Origin of the sequence: Paenibacillus sp. FSL H8-0282 (assembly GCF_037963825.1) — a bacterium.
GTDB classification, from domain to species: Bacteria; Bacillota; Bacilli; order Paenibacillales; family Paenibacillaceae; genus Paenibacillus_AQ; species Paenibacillus_AQ odorifer.
Genome location: NZ_CP150146.1, coordinates 3,669,452 through 3,689,488 on the forward strand (window position 1 = coordinate 3,669,452; position 20,037 = coordinate 3,689,488).

17 protein-coding genes are annotated in these 20,037 nt (G+C 44.4%); 4 read left to right on the top strand and 13 right to left on the bottom strand.

What is annotated here, in order from left to right; translation table 11 throughout:
• Positions 1 to 50 precede the first annotated feature (50 nt).
• Together NST94_RS15710 and NST94_RS15715 are read right to left on the bottom strand one after the other, a co-directional pair.
• On the bottom strand, positions 51 to 728 hold the full coding sequence (locus NST94_RS15710; protein ID WP_076126632.1) for a succinylglutamate desuccinylase/aspartoacylase family protein: 678 nt from the start codon (positions 726 to 728) through the stop codon (positions 51 to 53).
• 180 nt (positions 729 to 908) lie between these two features.
• Complete coding sequence (locus tag NST94_RS15715; protein ID WP_076303657.1) at positions 909 to 2,207, bottom strand: alpha-glucosidase/alpha-galactosidase; 1,299 nt, start codon at positions 2,205 to 2,207, stop codon at positions 909 to 911.
• 257 nt (positions 2,208 to 2,464) lie between these two features.
• Between NST94_RS15715 and NST94_RS15720 the strand changes: the two genes are divergently transcribed.
• Positions 2,465 to 3,328, top strand: a complete 864-nt coding sequence (locus NST94_RS15720; protein WP_076184850.1) for an AraC family transcriptional regulator — start codon at positions 2,465 to 2,467, stop codon at positions 3,326 to 3,328.
• Between the two features lie 10 nt (positions 3,329 to 3,338).
• Here the strand turns inward: NST94_RS15720 and NST94_RS15725 are convergent, their stop codons facing one another.
• Together NST94_RS15725 and NST94_RS15730 are read right to left on the bottom strand one after the other, a co-directional pair.
• Positions 3,339 to 3,863, bottom strand: a complete 525-nt coding sequence (locus NST94_RS15725; protein WP_076184982.1) for a GrpB family protein — start codon at positions 3,861 to 3,863, stop codon at positions 3,339 to 3,341.
• 45 nt (positions 3,864 to 3,908) lie between these two features.
• Positions 3,909 to 5,129, bottom strand: coding sequence for an MFS transporter (locus tag NST94_RS15730; RefSeq protein ID WP_076106745.1), 1,221 nt, complete (start codon positions 5,127 to 5,129; stop codon positions 3,909 to 3,911).
• Positions 5,130 to 5,410: 281 nt separating this feature from the next.
• On the opposite strand from NST94_RS15730, the gene NST94_RS15735 reads away from it, so the two are divergent.
• Complete coding sequence (locus NST94_RS15735) at positions 5,411 to 6,097, top strand: GNAT family N-acetyltransferase (protein ID WP_175620034.1); 687 nt, start codon at positions 5,411 to 5,413, stop codon at positions 6,095 to 6,097.
• A gap of 24 nt (positions 6,098 to 6,121) precedes the next feature.
• Positions 6,122 to 6,430 (top strand): DUF4190 domain-containing protein, encoded by a 309-nt coding sequence (locus tag NST94_RS15740; protein WP_076218054.1) that lies wholly within the window; start codon positions 6,122 to 6,124, stop codon positions 6,428 to 6,430.
• Positions 6,431 to 6,507: 77 nt separating this feature from the next.
• On the opposite strand, the gene NST94_RS15745 is transcribed toward NST94_RS15740, so the two are convergent.
• From NST94_RS15745 to NST94_RS15780, 8 genes are all read right to left on the bottom strand, one after another.
• Positions 6,508 to 7,698: a Ger(x)C family spore germination protein gene (locus NST94_RS15745; RefSeq protein ID WP_339243626.1), complete on the bottom strand. Its 1,191-nt coding sequence runs from the start codon at positions 7,696 to 7,698 to the stop codon at positions 6,508 to 6,510.
• A complete protein-coding gene (locus NST94_RS15750; protein WP_339243627.1) occupies positions 7,691 to 8,794 on the bottom strand; it encodes a GerAB/ArcD/ProY family transporter in 1,104 nt (367 codons plus the stop codon). Before NST94_RS15750 ends, NST94_RS15745 begins: the two co-directional genes overlap by 8 nt.
• Positions 8,795 to 8,831: 37 nt before the next feature.
• A complete protein-coding gene (locus NST94_RS15755) occupies positions 8,832 to 10,502 on the bottom strand; it encodes a spore germination protein (RefSeq protein ID WP_076126801.1) in 1,671 nt (556 codons plus the stop codon).
• Positions 10,503 to 10,674: 172 nt separating this feature from the next.
• Positions 10,675 to 12,873, bottom strand: coding sequence for a DEAD/DEAH box helicase (locus NST94_RS15760; RefSeq protein WP_076126645.1), 2,199 nt, complete (start codon positions 12,871 to 12,873; stop codon positions 10,675 to 10,677).
• A complete protein-coding gene (locus NST94_RS15765) occupies positions 12,870 to 14,189 on the bottom strand; it encodes an ATP-binding protein (protein WP_076303005.1) in 1,320 nt (439 codons plus the stop codon). The genes NST94_RS15760 and NST94_RS15765 overlap by 4 nt, the downstream gene beginning before the upstream one ends.
• A 15-nt stretch (positions 14,190 to 14,204) precedes the next feature.
• Positions 14,205 to 15,761 carry a TerB N-terminal domain-containing protein gene (locus NST94_RS15770; RefSeq protein ID WP_339187183.1) on the bottom strand — a complete coding sequence of 519 codons (1,557 nt, stop codon included), beginning with the start codon at positions 15,759 to 15,761 and terminating at the stop codon, positions 14,205 to 14,207.
• A 185-nt stretch (positions 15,762 to 15,946) separates the two neighbouring features.
• Positions 15,947 to 17,158: an MFS transporter gene (locus NST94_RS15775; protein WP_339243630.1), complete on the bottom strand. Its 1,212-nt coding sequence runs from the start codon at positions 17,156 to 17,158 to the stop codon at positions 15,947 to 15,949.
• 81 nt (positions 17,159 to 17,239) lie between these two features.
• Positions 17,240 to 18,007: a DUF1836 domain-containing protein gene (locus NST94_RS15780; protein ID WP_036676915.1), complete on the bottom strand. Its 768-nt coding sequence runs from the start codon at positions 18,005 to 18,007 to the stop codon at positions 17,240 to 17,242.
• A gap of 114 nt (positions 18,008 to 18,121) precedes the next feature.
• Between NST94_RS15780 and NST94_RS15785 the strand changes: the two genes are divergently transcribed.
• Positions 18,122 to 19,432 (top strand): hemolysin family protein, encoded by a 1,311-nt coding sequence (locus tag NST94_RS15785; RefSeq protein WP_076126650.1) that lies wholly within the window; start codon positions 18,122 to 18,124, stop codon positions 19,430 to 19,432.
• A 51-nt stretch (positions 19,433 to 19,483) separates the two neighbouring features.
• Here NST94_RS15785 and NST94_RS15790 read toward each other — a convergent pair whose 3' ends face one another.
• Entirely contained in the window at positions 19,484 to 20,017 is a 534-nt protein-coding gene (locus NST94_RS15790) for a GNAT family N-acetyltransferase (RefSeq protein ID WP_076126651.1), read from the bottom strand.
• Between the last annotated feature and the right edge of the window lie 20 nt (positions 20,018 to 20,037).

Below are 20,037 nucleotides of genomic sequence, written 5' to 3' on the forward strand. Positions count from 1 at the left end.
ATTCCTAGGATCTAAGAACCAGCTAACACAGTTATCAGATATTTTCTCTATCACAATAATCCCGCACTTTTTAAAAAACGGCTAACAATATCTATCTGATAGCGAATCCGTAGCTCACGATCAAGGCTCCAGCAGGTTTCCACAGTAAATGCTTTAGCCCCTAATATACGGGTAACGGCTGCCCTTGAGGAGCCGGGGCGCTCCCGTAAACGGATATTAAAATGATAAGCGGTTTTGGGAATCGTTCGATTAATGCCTTTGATGACACGTTTTGCTGTACCTGTTCCTCGGCTTCCCGGAGTGACGATGATCGACTGGCCAAGTCGCTTCGGATTTTTTTGTGACAACCCATTTGCTTCATGAAGATCCAGAAACCAGGTGGGACGATATCTTAGTACTAGCTGTAGCAAAGCTGAAGCTAATGGATGTTTTGCCGCCGTTTTGCTAGAACGTGGAAAGGTGCGATTTAAATCGGGTACACCTCTGATCCGTTTGCGGTAAGCTTTTTGATTCATTAGAGGTACTACAATGATCGTGCCCCGGTGTATATACAACCTTCTCTGGTTAAAATGTTCTACAATGATCTGTGCGGCACGAATACTTCCTGTCTCATTCCCATGTATCCCCGACACCACCATAAAGACAGGACCAGGAAGCTCACCTCTAATCACATAATAAGGAGTAGCATAAGCTGTGGACGATGCTAAGGTATAGCTTTCAACGATCATAAAGGATCACCTCCACATTTAGATAATCCATATATGTGTATTCCGATGTCCCCCAGTTGTCCTAGACAGATAAGCAAGAAGAAACGACGTGGTCTTTTTTAAAGATAGCATTCGGTTTTCGTAGAAATACAATCAAAAAAAGCCTGATTTCTCAGGCTTCCTTAGTCCTAACTAGTTAATTTATTTATACGCCGGGAGCCAGTTTCCATGGGCTGTGATCAGCTCGTCGCACATATTTGTAATGTCATCCATCGACAATTCAGCTGCTGTATGTGGATCGAGCATTGCGGCGTGATAGATATGCTCTTTCTTATGGGTAATCGCTGCTTCGATCGTTAACAACTGTGTATTAATGTTTGTACGATTCAGTGCGGCGCACTGTGGAGGCAGATCTCCCACGTAGGTCGGAGTTACTCCGCTTCTATCTACTAAACAAGGGACCTCTACACATGCTTCTTTTGGCAAATTAGTGATAAGACCTGTATTCATAACATTGCCACCTATTTTGAAAGGCACATTAGTTTCGATAGCTTCCATAATATAAGACGCATATTCATGTGAACGTTCATGTTTAAGTTCTTTGTTATTAACCAATTCTTCACGCATTTGTTGCCAACGTTCAATTTGATCTACACAGCGGCGTGGATACTCGTCGAGTGGAATTTGAAACCGTTCGATAAGCTCTGGGTAATTACGTTTGATAAAATAAGGATGATACTCTGCGTTATGTTCCGAAGATTCCGTAATGTAGTAACCGAATTTAAGCATCATTTCATAACGGACCATGTCTCCGTGATGTTCTTGTTGCTTCTCAGCGGCACGGCGTTTAATTTCCGGATACAAATCCTCGCCGTCTTTAGTAACCTCCAATAACCAAGCCATATGGTTAATCCCAGCGATCTTAGCCTGAACACCTGTCTGATCCATACCCAGATGCTCGAACAAGCCCGGAATACAATGCTGCACACTATGACATAATCCCACCGTCTTTACACCGCCATAGGTATTCATCACATTGGTCAGAACTGCCATAGGATTCGTATAGTTCATAAAGAGTGCGTCCGGACAAACCTCCCGTACATCCGCAGCAAAGTCCAGCATCACTGGAATAGTACGCAGGTTACGGAAAATCCCACCTATGCCAACTGTGTCCGCAATCGTTTGCCGCAAGCCATATTTCTTCGGAATTTCAAAATCTGTGATGGTGCAAGGATCGTAACCTCCCACTTGGATTGCATTAATGACATATTTAGCTCCACGCAAAGCTTCTTTACGATCCGTATAGGATTTCACAACACAAGTGCTGCCGCTGCTCTCTTTTATATTATTTAGCATATTCTCGGAATCTTTCAGGCGTTGTAGATCAATATCATACAGGGCAAGTTCAAACCCTTGCAGGGCTGGCGTTCTCATACAATCTCCCAACACGTTTTTGGCAAATACGGTGCTACCCGCTCCGATAAATGTAATTTTAGACATGTGAAATATTCCTCCTTATAGGTGAGGTGAACGGTATTAACATCGCAGTTTTATGGAATAGAGTAAACTATAATTCCCTTATAAACACTAGGATGTCAGATCATAACCGTCTGCTCTCTTCACTAATCACTATAAATGAGAGCGGTCCCAATGAGTATGGAGAAATACAAGAGATATATGGACGTTTGTTGCATTTGTATATTCAATCCTATAATCTAAATGTATTATAAAAGCAATCTTGGGGAGGTTCTAAGTAAATGGCTTCAGAGCATTATCATTTTACAGCAGGGTTTAATCTGGCTCCCGATGATCATGACCTATCTGTATTATTCAGCGGAGAAGGCAAACCCGTTCCTGGCCATAAAATGGGCCCCTCTGTTCATGATTACTATCTCATTCACACAGTAATTGATGGGGAAGGTGTTTTTCAAAGTGGCAGTAATTCGCAGGGATGTAGTAAGGGGGATACCTTTGTTATTTTTCCGGGGGCGTTATTTAGCTATCAGGCAGACATGGATCGTCCGTGGACATATGTATGGGTGGCCTTACAAGGGGAAGCGGTTGAACAGCTACTACACGAAGTGGGAATTACAAGGGACAAGCCAATAATCCACTTAGATAACCTAATAGAGATACATAAAGTATATGAACATATTCGTTTATCCTTTCAGCAATCTGCTTATCCTCGACTGGAGAGCTTAGAAGCTTCGGGTTGGCTGCGGCTGCTAGTGCACAAATTCGGCGTTGCGAACATAAGTTCGCTTCCCTCTCAATCGATAGAATTACCGGATGTTATCGACCGCCAGATCGATCAAGCGATCCGTTGGATTTCTCTGCAGTTTCATCAACAGATCAGTATCGACCATATGGCATCGTCTCTAGGCTATCATAGAGCGCATCTCTCTAAAGTCTTTAAACAAAAGATCGGCATGTCTCCCAAACAATATTTATTAAAGGTTCGTATGGATAACGCAAAAAAACTGCTAGGAGGCACGCTGACCATCGACCAGATCTCTTCCTCGGTCGGTTTCAATGACGCGTTATACTTCTCCAAGCAGTTTCGTAAATGGAGTGGCATGTCTCCCAGTGAATTTCGAAATCATCTTCGAACGGGCAAATGATTGATCTTTCTTACGTTTCTTTCATGGCTTTAGATAAAATTGAGCTAACAAACGTTGTCTTTCCTTCACAATAAGCATCAATGTCATAACGATGTTGTTCTGCCAAGCGTTGTTTAACCTCTGCATACGCTTGACGCGCTGCTGTATTCGATCGCAGATAGTCTCTGAAAGCGATATGCTCCAAGTAGCCTTTTCCATCCTTAGGACATACATACAGATGATATTTCATAAATCCATCATCCTGAAGTCTTTGAAACGCTTCTCTTCCCTCTATTCCCAAGTTCCCTTGGTGTTCATATCCATGCTGTTGTAAACGTTCTATGATTTGTGGGAGTACATCGTAGCTGTCCATCACAAGATCAAGGTCGATGATAGGTTTAGCAGCTAGCCCTTCAATCGAAGTACTGCCCACATGCTCGATAGAAATAATAAGATCTCCGACATAAGATAAGAGCTGTTCTTTTAATCTATTGAATTCTGCCTTCCACTCTGGGTTATACGGGACAACCTCTATAACTTTCGTCTTCTCAGCGATGATCAAACACCTCCCGGGTATAATAAAAGGTACTGTAATCCGTTTCTAGCTAATCTCTGGTATATCCTCTTTCTCGATCACTCTATAGACGATCCATATGCATAAAGCGGCTACAACTAGCGTTCCCCCCATTAAGCAGACACCACTCCAGCCCCAATGCTGCCATGCAAAACTTCCCAGCGTGGATCCAATCGCTCCCCCTGTAAAAGTGCTGACCATAAAAACAGTATTAATACGACTGCGAGCCGCTGGTTCAAGTGCATATATCCGTGTTTGGTTACTGACCTGTGACCCCTGTACCCCAAGATCCAGAATAATAACTCCAGCAATCAAACTCCAGATCGTAAATCCGGCTAAACCAAAAAATCCGTAAGCAATTAATGTAATTAACAGTAGGATTCCTACAATCTTTTTGGGAGCAATTCTGTCTGCTAACCTCCCGATAAATGGAGCACCAGCAGCACCTGCTACACCAATAAGACCAAACAATCCTGTAATAGAGCTACTGTAGTGATAAGGTTCTCCTTCCAGAAAGAAAGCTAGAGAAGTCCAGAACACACTAAAGCCGCCAAACATGCAAGCCCCAATTAAAGATGACTCACGAAGCGTCGAATATCTGCGAATCAGTTGTCCCATTGATTTCAGCAGATCTGAGTACGAGGAATTATTGTCTGGTTTCGTTGCCGGGATTAGCCGATAAAGAATAAGGGATAACAATAACATGACTACTGCGGCAATCCAGTACATCGCTCTCCAGCCGAACATATCCCCTATAATTCCGGATATTGTTCTTGCTAGCAAAATACCAAAAAACAATCCGCTCATTACTGTGCCTATAACCTTCCCCCGCTCCTCCGGTAAAGCTAACTCAGCCGAGAGAGGAATGATGACCTGCGGCACCACCGTAGTTATGCCGATAGCAAAGCTGGCGATATACATCCAAGTGAGGTTTTGTGCGGTAGCGAAACCAATTAGTGACAGTGATACAGCAATAAGAAGTCCTGATATCAGTGTTCTGCGTTCACGAATGTCACCTAGTGGAACAAAAAATAACATTCCCAGCGCGTAGCCGATTTGAGTAAGCATCGATACATATCCCACTGCGTTAGAGGAAGCATTAAATGTGCGTCCTATCTCAGCTAGGAGCGGCTGATTATAATACATATTTGCCACGCTTAGTCCTGATGCAATGGCTAGAATTAGGATGAATTGCTTAGATAGACCTTCTCCTACACGAACAGCAGCGCCTGTGATAGATTGTGTCATGAAATTATGTGCCTCCGTTCACGTATGCTGCTTCAAACAGCGAGCTTTATTTTCCCTAATATATTATAACAGTCAATGTCAACCTTCCTTCTTCAATAGATTAATGATTAGTAAAGGGAAAAATATAAATATCTGCATAAGTACTATTTATAGTAAAATATATAAATCTGAGCTAGGAGTGGATGAACGTGCACCAGAACGAACGAATCATAAACAAATTACAAACGAATCCCTTAAAGAATGTAAGCTTGTTAAAAATGTTAAACTCCTTCCACGAAGTCATGGAAACACATCTAGTTGAGCATGGTGATCAGTGGGGTATTGTATTACTTCTTCCAGCCACAGCATACGCATATGATCATAGGGTATATCCTCAAGCGGATTACATCGTATTTTTGGATTACAGCTGCCCCGATATATTTCCAGCTTTACTACCACTGCTCCCAGCACAGGCGAAGCTTGTTTTTAAACTACAGGATGTGAAGTACCAAGAGGCACTGTCTGCGCATTTTTCTTTAGAAAAAACTCGAGGGTTTTTCTCTTACAGCACAACTGAGGGGTTAAGGTATAGTAAGGACAAAGAGGTGTCAATCAATCATTCATTTGACGACAGACTACTTCCACTTTGGGCTGCTAACCATTACAATAAGGAAGAAATTGAGGAATATTTCCAAAAAGGAGCGTTTTCCGTTTCAATCTTTCAGGGCGACAATCCGGTTAGTACCTGCCTAGCGTTCCGAAATGAAGAGCAGATTTGGGAAATCGGCGCTGTTCATACTTTAGAAGCATTTCAAAGATACGGATACGCGAAAATGGTAGTTCGCACAGCCATACAAGAAACGTTAGAACGAGGCTTTATTCCACGCTATCACGTCCTTGAAAGAAATCAAGCGTCCATTCGTCTAGCTGAATCTATCGGGCTTGTCCCTTGTGTGCAGCTAGAGCACTGGATTAACTACATTCAATAACAATTTCTATTGGAGGTGATTTTAATGAGCTATCCAACAAACGACAATTTGAACTATTATCAGCCTCCACCCCCTCCGGCACCGACGAATGGTAAATCAATCGCTGGTTTTGTCTTGGGAATCCTCTCTATTGTTGTGCCTTATATTGGTTTTCTGTTAGGAATTATTGCGATTATTCTATCCGCCTTATCGCTGAAGGAAATCCGTAATCGTTATGAACAAGGCAAAGGCCTAGCGATTGCAGGCCTGGTATGTGGAATTGTGGGCACGCTGATGTACGCAATTATTATATTATTCGTCGTTGTGTTTGTTTTTGCAGCTTCTACTTACTAACCACGAAAAGGATCTCAATAGCCATCATCGGCTGCTGAGATCCTTTTTGTGTTAACACGTTTATCCAAGTGAACTCTTCATTCAGTCGTGGAACCAAAATCGGTGATTTTAAGCTTTACATCAAAGGTCAATGGCATCCGAATAAATTCCTCGTCCCAATGATCCTTGATCTTTTTCCAAACCTGCGGTTTTTCTATGCTGAACCAATTTCCGAACCCTGCTATATCCACTTTGTAGGTAGAATGCATTTTGTGAATAAGAGCATTGATTTTTTCGGTTAATTTTTCCTCGAATATCTTCTCCAATTCTTTGAAATAGGCAACTTCCGCGGAATGCTCATTATCATCCCAATTCTCAATAAGACGTCCATCAGACTCAATGGCTACATGAATAGAGAACTTCTCATCCGCAGTCTCCTTCAGCGTAATCTTGCTCTTAACTGATTTAATTTCATAAGTAATCGCTTCATTCAACTGATTATAGGCTTTAATGCTCCCACCTTTTATGTCCCCTTTGATCCAGGCAATACTCTCCACATCCTGTTGATCAATATTGCCAATCCACTGTCCTGTGTCTCCCTTGATAATACCTGCTCCGGAAAATTCCACCTCACCTTGTGCCTCCACAACGTTCTGTAAAACAAAGCTTTGCCTGGAGTACATAAGTGCATCTAGATTAGACAACGTTATGCCCTTCATAACTTTACTGGTTCTGAAGTGGTTATGAATCATGTCTGCAAGACGAAAAGAAGGAATCTCCTCCGAGGTTGTTTTAAGTGTGTCGGATGCAGGCCCTTGGCTAAGAAATATAAGACAGCTAGGGCGGATATCATTATCTCGCAGTAAAAAGTCCATTAGCCGTCTGATCTTCTCCTGTTGCACCAGTTTCTCAGATATGACAACAACCTTGAGGTGATGACCTATAATCGGACGGTTCTTACGTATTGAGATTTGGCGGAATATCTCAAGCAGAGAATCCCCTGTCTCAGAAATATTGTGATAATGAGTTTGTGGTGTTGCGCCATCTTTGCCAGAGTTTCCGAGTATTTTTTCAGGCACAATTTGTACCGTAGCCGTCAATTTATTTTTCTTTGAATAGCTTCCTCCAAGTTCCTCGAATTCCCGTTCGACTCCTTTCGGCTCCCCCTTGTCAAGCGCCAATCCCGTATAAACACTCAAGTCTTCAATCTCCTTACTGCTCCAGCAGCCAGACTGCGTAAGCAGAATCACGAATACCAACAGTAAGCGAATATCCCGCAGTCTAAACATTCTGCTTGAGTCCTTTCTTCCTAATGATTAATACAATCGACAATAACAGTGGCAGCAATATAAAGATCAGCAAACCCATATAGCCAATCGCATCGCCAAGACTGAAGACATCATTAATGCGTTGAGGGATCATCGTACAGATGAAGATGATGGGCATTAAAGCGAACATAACCGGATGGATCTTTAGGTGGAATACCTGGGAGATGCCAAGTGATGCATTAAAGAAAAAGCTGCAAAAATTACAGAACATCTGCATCAGCCAAATGACGAGCAACGGAAATTCAAATCGTTCAAAAAAGAACCCTGATATTTCAAAACTCCGTACCAAATCTATCGTAGGCCAGGTGCTTGTGATTACAGAATTGATAGATAGGCCGCCGATAACCATCACAACAGTAACCAAATATAATACAAATGGTATACTTAAACCAACCAACATTCCCTTGACCGCTTGCTGCGGATGCTCCATAAAGGCAGTCATTGTCATCACAACCTCACAACCGGTAAAAATCAGGATGCTCGACTTCATGCCTCGGATCACCGGCATCATGCCTTCACTCAGAAAAGGACGCAAATGCTGGATATCAAATATTCTGGTACTTAAGATATAACAAATAATCAGGATAAAAATACTGATCGGAAATACAATCTGAAACACGCGGGCCATGGAATTAATCCCGCCATAAACCAGATAAGTGCCCACCCAGATGAACGGCATCACAATCGCCCAGATCGGTGTCCCTTCCAGAAGAAAAAACAACGTTACTTCCGCCAAAACGCGGATTTCGAAACCCGCTATCACAATAAAGTACAGAATCAATATTGTACTCATTACACTGCCTGGAAGATTCCCAACAATTCTTTTGGAATACTGAAAGACAGTCTTCCCTGGAAATTGCTGGCTAAGCTTCACCATAACCAATATCACCAAAGATACGATGATACCTCCCAGCACTACTGAAATCCAGGCATCGGGAGTCTGCACAGCCTTAACAACATTTCTGGGCAAAGTCAAAATTCCCGCACCTAGCATTGAATTGGTCAAGATTATGGAAGCCTGCGAGGTTGTGATCTTATCATCAGTTCGTTTAAACACTGTGGTCTCCCCTCTGCTCCTGCTAAGAATACATTCTCTAGGACCTGCGCTTTTTCTTCTGGGTCTTCAGCATCTCCGGTCTTCGCTTCATGATCGATAACGGTGCACGAACGAACAAATCCTTCCAGTCACTTAAGCGGAAAGGGGAAATAGGGGTGACGTAAGGAACTCCAAAGCTTGAAAGCCGAGTCAGATGGCTGCAAATAAGCAGGAAGAAAAGGATGGTTCCGAACATGCCCAGGACCGCCGCAAATAACATGCCTGCGAATCGTAAGATCCGGAGAGTAATCCCCGCACTGTACATCGGTATGGAAAACGAAGAGATCGCTGTCACAGCTACAACAATTACCAAAAAGGGACTTACAATACCAGCCTGTACCGCGGCATCTCCAATGATTAGACCTCCGACAATCCCCATTGCCGGACCTATGGGCTTCGGCAGCCGAATTCCAGCTTCACGCAAGATTTCAATGGAAATTTCCAGAATCAACACTTCAATTAATGCAGGAAAGGGTACACCTTGGCGTGTTTCGATAATGGAGATCGCCAGTTGTGTAGGAATCAGTCCCGGATGAAAAGAGATAAAGGAAATATACAGCGCCGGAGCCAACAGAGCCAGAAATGATGCGCAAAACCGGAGTATCCGCAAAAGTGTACCCGGAATCCAGCGCTCATAATAATCCTCAGGAGACTGCAAAAGCATACTGAACGTCACTGGAACAACGAGTGCAAACGGTGTGCCATCCAGCAAAATCGCGACTCTTCCCTCTAACAAGGATGCAATTACCCGATCGGGTCTTTCCGTATTCTGTGTCTGCTGAAACGGGCTTAAATAATCATCCTCGATCAACTGTTCCACATAGCCGGATTCCAGAATAAAGTCCATATCAATTTTGGAGATACGTTCCTTCACTTCCTGGAGCAGATCAGGATTTACAATGTTTTTCATATAAGCGATAACCAGGTTCTTCTTGATTTCGCTGCCTACTTCAACCATTTTCATTTCCAGATTCTTATTAAGCCCTTGGCGCCGCAGCATAGAGGTATTCTCACTAAGCACCTCGGTAAAGCCAATCCGAGGCCCACGCAGTAAAGCCTCCGAGGTTGGCTCAGTAATCGCACGCACGGATCCATGCGGAGAACCCACCAGCAACATCTCACGCATGCCTTCGACAATCAGCGCAGTGTATCCGAATAGGACAAACTCCTGCAGTTGGTCTAAATCCTTGGCTTCACTAAGCTGAGCTAAGGGGAGCATATTCTGTTTCAAGTAGTTGTATATTCCTTCTGAAGCCTGCGTTTCGCCGGCATACATCAGATTCTGCAGCACCTGCTGATTGATTAGCTCCTCGTGCTGCATCCCCTCTACATAGACCAATGCGGCACGTGCCTGTATACCTTTAACTGAGAATTCACGAAAATGTACATCACTGTTCTCCCCCAATGCCGTTTTTATCGCTGTCAGATCGGCATCATAGTCCTGGGTAAAAGCAGTAGACACAGGAGGCTGCGGATTTACTTCCCGATTGTCATTCTTCTTCAGTTCCGCATCCTGTGATTTGGCCTCTGTTTCCTTGGAGCGTCCGCTTCCAACATAAAAATACAAATGCCTGTAAAGATAAAAAATCCCAACGGGAAAGAGCAGCGTAATCGCCGCCTGCATAAAAATTGTCCAGTCCGGAATATAAGAGACTATTTTAGGCCACATCGCAATCATCCTCTATAGGAATCTGTTAGTACTATTCTCCTTCCACCCTATTCTTATGCAACATTTGAAACTTAAGGAAAGTTCATATATCAGCATTGGTCCGGACATAACAAAACGCCCGCATAAGCGGACGTCTGCAATTTAGAGTATTTTCAACAGGTACTGCTTAAGGTTAATTAGGTTGCTGCCACTGCTTTAAAACCTCAATCAGACCCGGGACATCTAATCCATCCAAGGAAAAAGCTTTGCGCAGCAGCTCATGCGGGATGAACTCATCGTATTTTCCGAGGTAGGGTGCTTCATCTGGGGATAACAATGATAATGGATCTGTGGCAGCCATACTTTCGGCAATGATCTCTGCTTCCAGCGTTTCTGCATCTGTTTTACCCGCAACGACCATATAATAAGGTTCCATGGGAACGATAGAACGCAGTCCCAGAGGGCTCTTCAGGTTGTTCTTCAGAAGGCGCTCCAGCGTACGGAATTGCCGACTACCGGCCCAGGGCAGAATGAACATGGAATCTCCACCCGCCGGCATAACGGACCGCACAAGCATTCCGCTTTCCTTCGCTAAACGACGGGCTCGTTCGAGCCGCGCAGCCGCACTCGGAGCTAAATACGGATACAATGAAGTGGCTCCTAAGATTTCACGGATCTTGTTCATGATGCGTGTATGTACATCCCCACCCGCACCAAGCCACAACGTATCTACTTTGCCGCGTGAGGTTTTCACATAAACGGCTTTATGGCGATTATCCACCTCTTCTACCTTCCAAAGCTTACCTGCCAGAGTAAAACAGTAGCCTGGTGGTGGAACCGTTGTGATCGATCCGATTTCCTCAGTCCCGTTATAGACCACATGCTCTTCATCATCTTTGAAGACCGCGTAGAAGCGGAAGTTATTCACGATCTTCTCTCCCGCCATCCCGATGATCAAGCTGCCTTCGTCCATCTTCTCAATTTGTCCCATGCCTAACATATAGGTCATGAAAATATCATAATCAGTAGGATCTATGGTTTTAAACGAAGGCAAACTCAGAACCGCTTCTTTTAAATCATCCGGTTCGGCCTCACCCATACTTTTCAAAATGCTCATCGTCTGATGGTACAGCAGTCCAACTGGCAGCTGACGCACGACCAGGGGTTCCACCCATTTCTCGCGCACATATAGCTCAATTACCGCTATCGCTCGAAGCAGTGTCCACGGCATCCGCGCCGGAAGCTGAGCTTCCTCGTCCTCTTCCTCGGGCGTGACAAAGATCATCTCGGATGCAGCGTCTCCACGCCTGCCCGAGCGTCCTAACCGCTGCACAAAGCTTGCGCAGCTATAGGGAGCGCCGACCTGTAGCACTCGCTCCAGCTCGCCCAGATCAATACCCAGCTCCAGCGTCAATGTCGCTGCGGCAACAGCCGGTCCGGTGCCTTGCCGCAGCGCGGCTTCCGTCTCTTCACGCAGCATCGCGGAGATGCTGCCATGGTGAACGTGAAATACATCCCGTTCACCACGCTTCGCGGCCGTCCTCCGCATCTCTAGGGTCGCCGTCTCCGCATCTGAGCGGCTGTTGGTGAAGATCAACGCCTTCTTCAGATGCGTATGATCATAAATAAAATCGTAATAAGACTGCTTCGCACGTTCTAAATGCTCCGCCTGCACCTCATCCCGTGCATCCGGGAAAGAGAAATGCTCCACACTTAAACGGAGCTTACGCCCGCCTTGTGGAGCGGACACTTCAACGCTCTCCCGCGTGCCCGCCGCCAGCCACTCTGTGACAGAAGCGTAGTCACTCAGCGTAGCTGATAGTCCGATTCTGCGAGGATGGCATCCCGCCATACGTGAGATTCTCGCCAGCTGGCTTAACACCTGAATCCCCCGGTCAGCTCCCATAAAGGCATGCACCTCGTCAATGACAATAAAACGTAGATCATGGAACAACGCTGGAATAGCATTCGGGCGGTTCATCAACAATCCTTCAAGCGATTCAGGGGTGATTTGCAGCACGCCTGAAGGATTCTGCACCAGTTTTGTTTTATCGGCTTGTGGTACATCTCCATGCCAGTGCCACACCGGAATGTTGCCTTCACGAAGTAAATCATTCAAACGTGTAAATTGATCGTTGATCAAAGCTTTCAGAGGGGCGATATACAAAATGCCAACCGAACCGGAAGGACGTTCATACAGCTCAGTAAGCGCAGGGAAAAAAGCTGCCTCTGTCTTACCTGAAGCGGTACCTGAGGCAATCAGCAGATGATGCGGGGTATCAAAAAGCACCCGGCAGGCATCCACCTGTGCCTCACGCAAAGTCTCCCAGCGGTTCTTATAAATAAACTCTTTAATGAAGGGAGCCAGCCTATAGAACGGATTATCGCTCATAATTCAAACTCCGCCAGAAACCCATCCAGTTCATTTTGCTCAGTCTCAGCTGGCTTAGCCGTTTTTTCGCCCACTAGCTGTTCAAAAGTAATCTCCGGATGCTGGTGGAGCGTATGCAGCAGATCCATGAAATCACGTACTACCTCCCGTGGAGTCAAGAGTTCCTCAGCCCCTAATCTTCCAACCGCTTCCTCCATAAAATGAACCAATTGTTCCTGTGATAAACGTGCTTCATAACCATAATGTAGGGCGTGAATCTCTTTAAGCTTTTGCAGCAGTACCAGAATTTCCTCGTGTGATAACATGTCCAGTGCAATGATAGGTCCAGTATAATTGTTCAGACCCGCCGCCCCGTACCGGCCAGCAACCAATCGCGATCGCAGTGCCTCATAACTAAATAAACCACGCCGTCCATCTTCCACAAATTGCGGAGTTCCTCCTATAAAAATCCCAAGGTTCTCTGCCTTCCCCTGCATCGTATCATTGAACATGGTAAGCAGCTTTTCATAGTTGCTCTGACGGGAAATACTGTTCGTAATTTTATAAAGATTGACACCTTCATCAATAAACAACAGCAGACCTTTATAGCCAATAGCCGCAGTAAATTCCGCCCAAAGCTTCATATAGTCATACCAATTATCATCATCAATAATCACGCCAACTCCAAGCGCTTTGCGGGCTTCTGTCCGAGTTGCAAATTCTCCACGCAACCAGCGAAGCGAATCCTGCTTCTGGTCATCATCAGCCAGCTTGTGTGCATTCCAATAAGATGCTAGCACTTTGGAAAAATCAAAACCATGCACCAAACCACGCATTTCAGAGGCTACAGCGTAAATTCGCTTCTCTACTTCTTCACCAAGCTGAGGGTGATCAGGCCCATATTCCTTCTCCTGCATCACGGACTGCTGTAGCGTAATAATCCATTTCTGCAGGATGATCTCCAACGCTCCACCATCTGGACGTGTGCGGGTCGATAAATGGCTCATTAGCTCCCGGTAAGTCGCTAGGCCTTGTCCTTTAGTTCCTACTAACCTACGCTCAGGGGACAGGTCAGCATCTGCTACTACAAAATCCCGATCCATCGCGTAATTACGGATCATCTGAAGCAGAAAGCTTTTACCGCTGCCGAATTTGCCTGTAATCAGCTTAAAAGCTGCTCCACCCTCTGCAATGTTCTCCATATCTCTTAATATGGCTTCAATCTCCGGCCGACGGCCAACGGCTATGTGCTCTAGTCCGATACGCGGAACAACACCAGCCGTCAACGAATTGACTAGCGCAGTTGTCATTCGTTTAGGTATTTTTAATTCACTCATCCAAAGTTCACCTCATTAAATATTGCGCAGCATAGAGATATATTCCTCAACAATGTCTTCCCCCTCAATGATCAGATCACCAAGAATGTCCATTGCGATTTCATTAATCTCATCAATTAGAAGCTCTGACATCGTGCCATTAGCAGCAGCCAGCTTCAGTAAAGCTTGACTTCCATCCTCATCCAAAAGAGCAAGCAGTGCTTCCCGTTGTAGTGGACTTAAAGCATTGGCAAACTGTTCTGCCTCCGATCCTATGCTAACCGCTTGAGCTTCTTCAATCACCTCTACAGGCAACAATTCTTCCTTACTATCTTGTATTGGATCGATTTCACCGATAGTTGCTTCGAGCTCGCTAGCCTCGTAATCTTGCTCGTCCATATTCTCAACCGTAAGCATCGTCCGTACAATTTCAGAATCACTTTGCAGGCGTTCTAGCTTCTCCGGATCTATGACGACTGTCGGCCCTTTGTCTTCCTGCGTCTCTTTAAGATACTCACGCTTTAGAAAACGAGTGATCAAATCATCCATATCGGCCTCTACATTAATACCTTTAAGTCGTCCGCGGTAGCCCATCAGTTCCCGGAGTTTATTCTCAGTCAGACGAAATAACCTTGTAATCAGACTGCGAAGTGGTGGAGATTTACTAATACGTACAACCGGTATAAGAACAGAATAGCCATATAATGAAATATCATATACGGCACTTCGGAATAAATAACGCTCCCGCATCACCGCTGGTCCAGGCGGAAACATTTCAACTAGATTGGAGCCGTGTTTCCGGGTGACATAAGCATTAATTAACGCCACGACCTGCGGAATGTATTGTTCAAGAGCCTCATTGCCTTCTCCGATGTAGAACTTGGATTTACTAATATCATAGTCCGACATTGCCGTTAATACTGCGAAGGTTAGCTGCTCAGGAGCAGTCGTCAGTCCTCTCATTAATTCAAGCTCCGCCAGATCCCCAGCAAGACCACGTGAACGAGCCACAATGATAGAAAGCGGGACATCCAAATGATGTACAAAAGAGAAGTCCGCGATCCAGCCGCCAAGATATTGATCCAAACGTTTATAACTTTCCCGGTAAGCTTCCCAGATCAGATTTAGCTGCCTATAGCCATCATTAGGGTCAGTCCACCCCACGCCATTAATAAGCTCATATACATGCAGAAAAATATAAGAAAGATCTGTTTTCAGATATCTGCCTTGTCTAACTTCATTCCGCCAATAAAAATACCATCTGCTTTGCGTGCCTGTCATATGGCCATATGTAGGCCAGTAACTCTTAAAAGGAACAAAAAGCGCTGAGTCCTCAGTTCTTTCAACTAATTCCTTCGCTCTTGTTACGAACTGCCCTTCGGTGGTAGTCACAGGCTCCGGCGTTTCCATCTCTGTATCCCAAAGCTGCAGCTGTAATGAAGGTTCAGGGGTTGAATTTGTTTTGCCATTATTCTTAGAAGATGACTTAGGCAGCGCAGGTTCAGGGGAATTTCGCGGCGGAATCGGTACATTTTGTTCCGTACTTTCCCAGACTAATTCTGTGAAATGCGGTTGCTTCCTATCATTACTCATGTGCGATCGCTCCGTCCTTATAAATAAGGATTAATGTAAAAAAACGGTCCTGTTCACAACTGTGAAGGAACCGTTTTGTTCTTACGTGAATAGTGGTCATCCATACAGGACGATAACATCGTTTCTTCTTGATATTTTAGCATTGTTGATAGATTAACATCAAGTATGTAATGCAGAATCACACTTTATAGAAGCTCGGTTCCCTTTGTTTCTTTGCCAAGGAACAATACCGCTAATGCACCGATAATAATCGTTACAAAAAATAGCATAAAGATCGAGCCAATCTCCATAGATTTACCTACTAGAACCCCTACCAGCAAAGGTGCGATAATGCCCCCAATCCGGCCAAAGGAAGTTGCTAAACCAGCGCCTGTGGAACGAATAGCCGTTGGGTACAGCTCTGGCGTATAAGCATACATGCCACCCCAAGCGCCAAGATTGAAGAAGGATAAACAAATTCCTGCAGCCATCAGCATGCCTTCAGTAGTCGCATTTCCGAACCATGCGGCGCTAACTGCAGTGAACAGCATATAGATGACTAGGACAAATTTACGTCCGAACTTTTCAATAAAGTAAGCGGCAGTAAAATATCCAGGCAGCTGAGCGAGCGTCATAATAAGCACATACTCGAAGCTTTTGACCAAGCTGAAGCCTTTAAGTACCATAACTGTAGGCAGCCATAGAAACATGCCATAATACGAGAACACCACCGTAAACCATAAAATCCACAACATAATTGTAGAACGGCGATATTCTGGCGACCATACGGTAGCGATTCGTTTCTTTAAGGAAACGGGTGCCTTTTTAATCTCAGCAAATTTCGGTGAATCATCAATCGCCCGTCTTAGATATAAAGCGTAGAGTGCAGGTACAGCCCCAATTCCGAAAGCTATACGCCAGCCATAATCAGGGATAATGAAGAACGCGATTAATGCCGAAGCAATCCAACCGACTGCCCAAAAGCTCTCCAAAAGCACAACCGCACGGCCTCTCTCCTGAGCAGGCATGCTCTCTGAGACCAAGGTAGAAGCGACAGGCAGCTCACCGCCAAGTCCAAACCCCGCGATAAAACGAAGCACACAGAGGATCGCAAAGCCTGTTGCAAATGCAGATAATCCGCTTGCCGCCGAGAAAATAAGGAGTGTCCACAGCAATACCGGTTTACGGCCAAAGCGGTCTGCTAATATCCCTGCCGCTGCAGCACCTACTGCCATACCGACGGAATTAATACTAGTCAATATACCGATCTGCTCCGGTCCCAGATTCCAATCCTTAGCTAAAGCTGCTACAACAAAAGAAATCATTCCGACGTCCATCGCATCGAACATCCAGCTCAAGCCAGCGCTGAAGAGTAATTTCCTTTGTTTCGGATTCCGCAGCAGTGTCATTTGATTCACATCGAAGCCCCCTTATTTCAACCTGTTAACCAATAAACTTACTTTTGATTGTTTCACTTATACATTTTAAAATTGAAGTGCTCAAAAATCAAGAAATAAAGCAGCATTAAAGTATTGCCTAGCCAGCGATTGAAAATAACAGGTCTGCACAGAAATTGTGGCGATAAGCAGCATATTACGAACGGATTCTCTCTGCGCTCTCGATAAATGTGTCAGCCGGTTAATTACACGATCTATAGAGCTTTTTAACGAGGTATCTTCTTTCCAAGAGAACTCCTTGTGCAACACTTGATCTACTTTACATTGCGTCTGAATCGATGGATTGCTTTTGATCTCCTCAAAAAGCCCTGCATAGGCGTAATACAGCTTGGCCGGTTCAATTAGATCATCATCATCGCGATCCGGCTTTAGGAACATTAGCTGGAACAGTTGGCGGATACTTTCAAAGTTAAGAGCGGATTTGAGATCATCGATAATAAACAAAAGCGCCGCCTGATTAACCGAATATTTCTTTCCTTCTTTAGGCGAACCGAGATATTCCTTGAAGTCGCGCTTGACCCAATTTTGCATAGCTGTGACGGTCAATGTGGAATACTCTATAAGATGGCCCAATGAAGCAATTTCACCAAGTGAAAAGCCTTTTACATGGCCACCTTTAATGATCTTTTGTAATATGGGTGGAACATTGGTTGATAAAAAAGCGGGTAACGAAGTCCCCTTTTGTAATTCTTCACGGTGAAACTTTGCCCATGCCTCTTGGAGGATATTCAGCGGTTTCCGGTCTGACAATCCGGTCAATGAGAGCAGTAGACTGGACATCTCCACACGAGTCAATGCAAATGATTCCATATCTGTTTCCCTCCACCATTTGATATTTTACTGAAAAGTTCGTAGAATAGTTCATAAGAACTCATAATAATGAGTATAACCTATTTTAGGAACGAAAGGGATGGTAAAGATTATATGGGTATAGGACTTAGTTTGACGTTGGTGGTTATTTTGATTATTTTAACCGCTTTTTTTGTAGCAACAGAATTTGCATTGGTGAGACTTAGAGGTAGCCAGATCAGTCAAATGGTGCTTGACGGAAAGAAGAATGCCTTGGCAGTACAGAAGGTATCCGCTAATCTTGATGGCTATTTATCCGCTTGTCAGCTCGGGATTACTATCACTGCGCTGGGTATTGGTGCACTGGCAGAGCCTGCATTCGAACAGTTATTGCTTCCTATTTTCGACTGGGCCAATATCAGTTCTAGTGTGAGTCACCCTCTTGCGTTTTTACTCGCATTCATCATTGCAACATTCTTGCACGTCGTTGTCGGAGAACTTGCTCCGAAGACGGCAGCTATAAACATTCCGGAAAAAATCGGTCAAATTACTTCACCGCTGATTATTTGGTTCTACAGAATTTTGTACCCTCTCATTTGGTTCATGAACGGTTCCGCTAATATGCTTGTTCGTCTTTTTGGGATGAAACCAGCTAGTGAGCATGGAGACGCGCATAGTGAAGATGAGATTCGTTTGATCCTGTCCGAGAGTTACGAAAGCGGGAAAATCAATAAAGCCGAATATGGCTATGTTAACCGAATCTTTACTTTTGATGAGATGCTCGCCAAAGAAATCATGGTTCCGCGAACCGATATGGTATGTCTTTTCACCAATCATTCGTTGAAAGAAAATTTCGAAATTATCCGCAAGGAGCAATATACTCGTTTCCCTGTGGCACAAGGCAGCAAGGATAATATTATCGGAATGATCAACACGAAACAGCTCTATTTGCAGTATGATAACAATCCTGATTTTGATTTTCATAGCTTAATTCAACCCGTACTGACAGTATCTGAGGTGACACCGGTCAAGAATCTTCTAACTCGTATGCAGTTGGAGCGTGTGCATATTGCCTTGCTGCTTGATGAATATGGTGGAACATCCGGTCTCATCACGATTGAAGATATTTTGGAAGAAATCGTTGGTGAAATCCGTGACGAGTTTGACGGTGATGAACGCAGAGAAGTCGAAAAAATAAGCGATACCAACTATCTGTTCGACGGTAAGGTATCTCTGTTAGAGGTCAAGGATCTTACAGGGCTTGATTTCGAAGATGAAGAAGTGACCACAGTTGGAGGCTGGGTATACAGTCATATCGCAGATCCAGCCATTGGCAAAAGTATTGTTCGTGACCATGTAACATTGACCATCCGCGAGATGAACAGATACCGTGTCCGCAAGGTTGAAGTTGTTATCGAACAATCAAGCAACACTGAATCATCATAAATCACGAAATCATAACCTTTATTCATAAAAAAAAAGGATAGGGTCATCAGATTAAATCTGACACTCTATCCTTTTTTCTTTTTGGAGAATTTTGCTCATATAATACTCATCCACCCACTCACCATCGACAATAAGAGATTTCCGCTTCGTCCCTTCGATTTCAAACCCGCTCTTGGTATACAGCCCCAAAGCAGCTTGATTATGGGTCATGACGGATAACTCAAGACGAACAATCCCATTGTTCATAGCCCAGATGTCCATCTCACGGAACAGGCCAGCCCCAATCCCATTCCCCTGATATTGTTTCTGAATCCCAATCACTATGTACGCGCTATGTCTATTGCGTCTAACACTTCCACCTCTAACAGACAAGTAACCTGCCAAATGATCGTCAACCTCTGCCCCTATAAGAATTGAAGTTTCTGCTGCCAGAAAGCTTTCGAGCATTTCTTTGACCTGACAAAGACTAGCTTGTCTTTCATCCGGTTCCAATAACATAAATTTGGACTCTTGGTCTAACTGATGCTGAAGTCGAAGCAGTTCACCTGCATCCTCCGGCACCAGTTCTCTAAGTGTAACCATCATATCATCACTTCCAATCGTAA

Excerpts from the sequence above, each read along its gene's own strand:
- NST94_RS15760 (WP_076126645.1), bottom strand. The coding sequence starts at position 12,873 with ATGAGCGATAATCCGTTCTATAGGCTGGCTCCCTTCATTAAAGAGTTT.
- NST94_RS15785 (WP_076126650.1), top strand. The coding sequence starts at position 18,122 with ATGGGTATAGGACTTAGTTTGACGTTGGTGGTTATTTTGATTATTTTA.
- NST94_RS15770 (WP_339187183.1), bottom strand. The coding sequence starts at position 15,761 with ATGAGTAATGATAGGAAGCAACCGCATTTCACAGAATTAGTCTGGGAA.
- NST94_RS15730 (WP_076106745.1), bottom strand. The coding sequence starts at position 5,129 with ATGACACAATCTATCACAGGCGCTGCTGTTCGTGTAGGAGAAGGTCTA.
- NST94_RS15790 (WP_076126651.1), bottom strand. The coding sequence starts at position 20,017 with ATGATGGTTACACTTAGAGAACTGGTGCCGGAGGATGCAGGTGAACTG.
- NST94_RS15740 (WP_076218054.1), top strand. The coding sequence starts at position 6,122 with ATGAGCTATCCAACAAACGACAATTTGAACTATTATCAGCCTCCACCC.
- NST94_RS15745 (WP_339243626.1), bottom strand. The coding sequence starts at position 7,698 with ATGTTTAGACTGCGGGATATTCGCTTACTGTTGGTATTCGTGATTCTG.
- NST94_RS15765 (WP_076303005.1), bottom strand. The coding sequence starts at position 14,189 with ATGAGTGAATTAAAAATACCTAAACGAATGACAACTGCGCTAGTCAAT.
- NST94_RS15715 (WP_076303657.1), bottom strand. The coding sequence starts at position 2,207 with ATGTCTAAAATTACATTTATCGGAGCGGGTAGCACCGTATTTGCCAAA.
- NST94_RS15720 (WP_076184850.1), top strand. The coding sequence starts at position 2,465 with ATGGCTTCAGAGCATTATCATTTTACAGCAGGGTTTAATCTGGCTCCC.
- NST94_RS15735 (WP_175620034.1), top strand. The coding sequence starts at position 5,411 with ATGGAAACACATCTAGTTGAGCATGGTGATCAGTGGGGTATTGTATTA.
- NST94_RS15780 (WP_036676915.1), bottom strand. The coding sequence starts at position 18,007 with ATGGAATCATTTGCATTGACTCGTGTGGAGATGTCCAGTCTACTGCTC.
- NST94_RS15710 (WP_076126632.1), bottom strand. The coding sequence starts at position 728 with ATGATCGTTGAAAGCTATACCTTAGCATCGTCCACAGCTTATGCTACT.
- NST94_RS15755 (WP_076126801.1), bottom strand. The coding sequence starts at position 10,502 with ATGTGGCCTAAAATAGTCTCTTATATTCCGGACTGGACAATTTTTATG.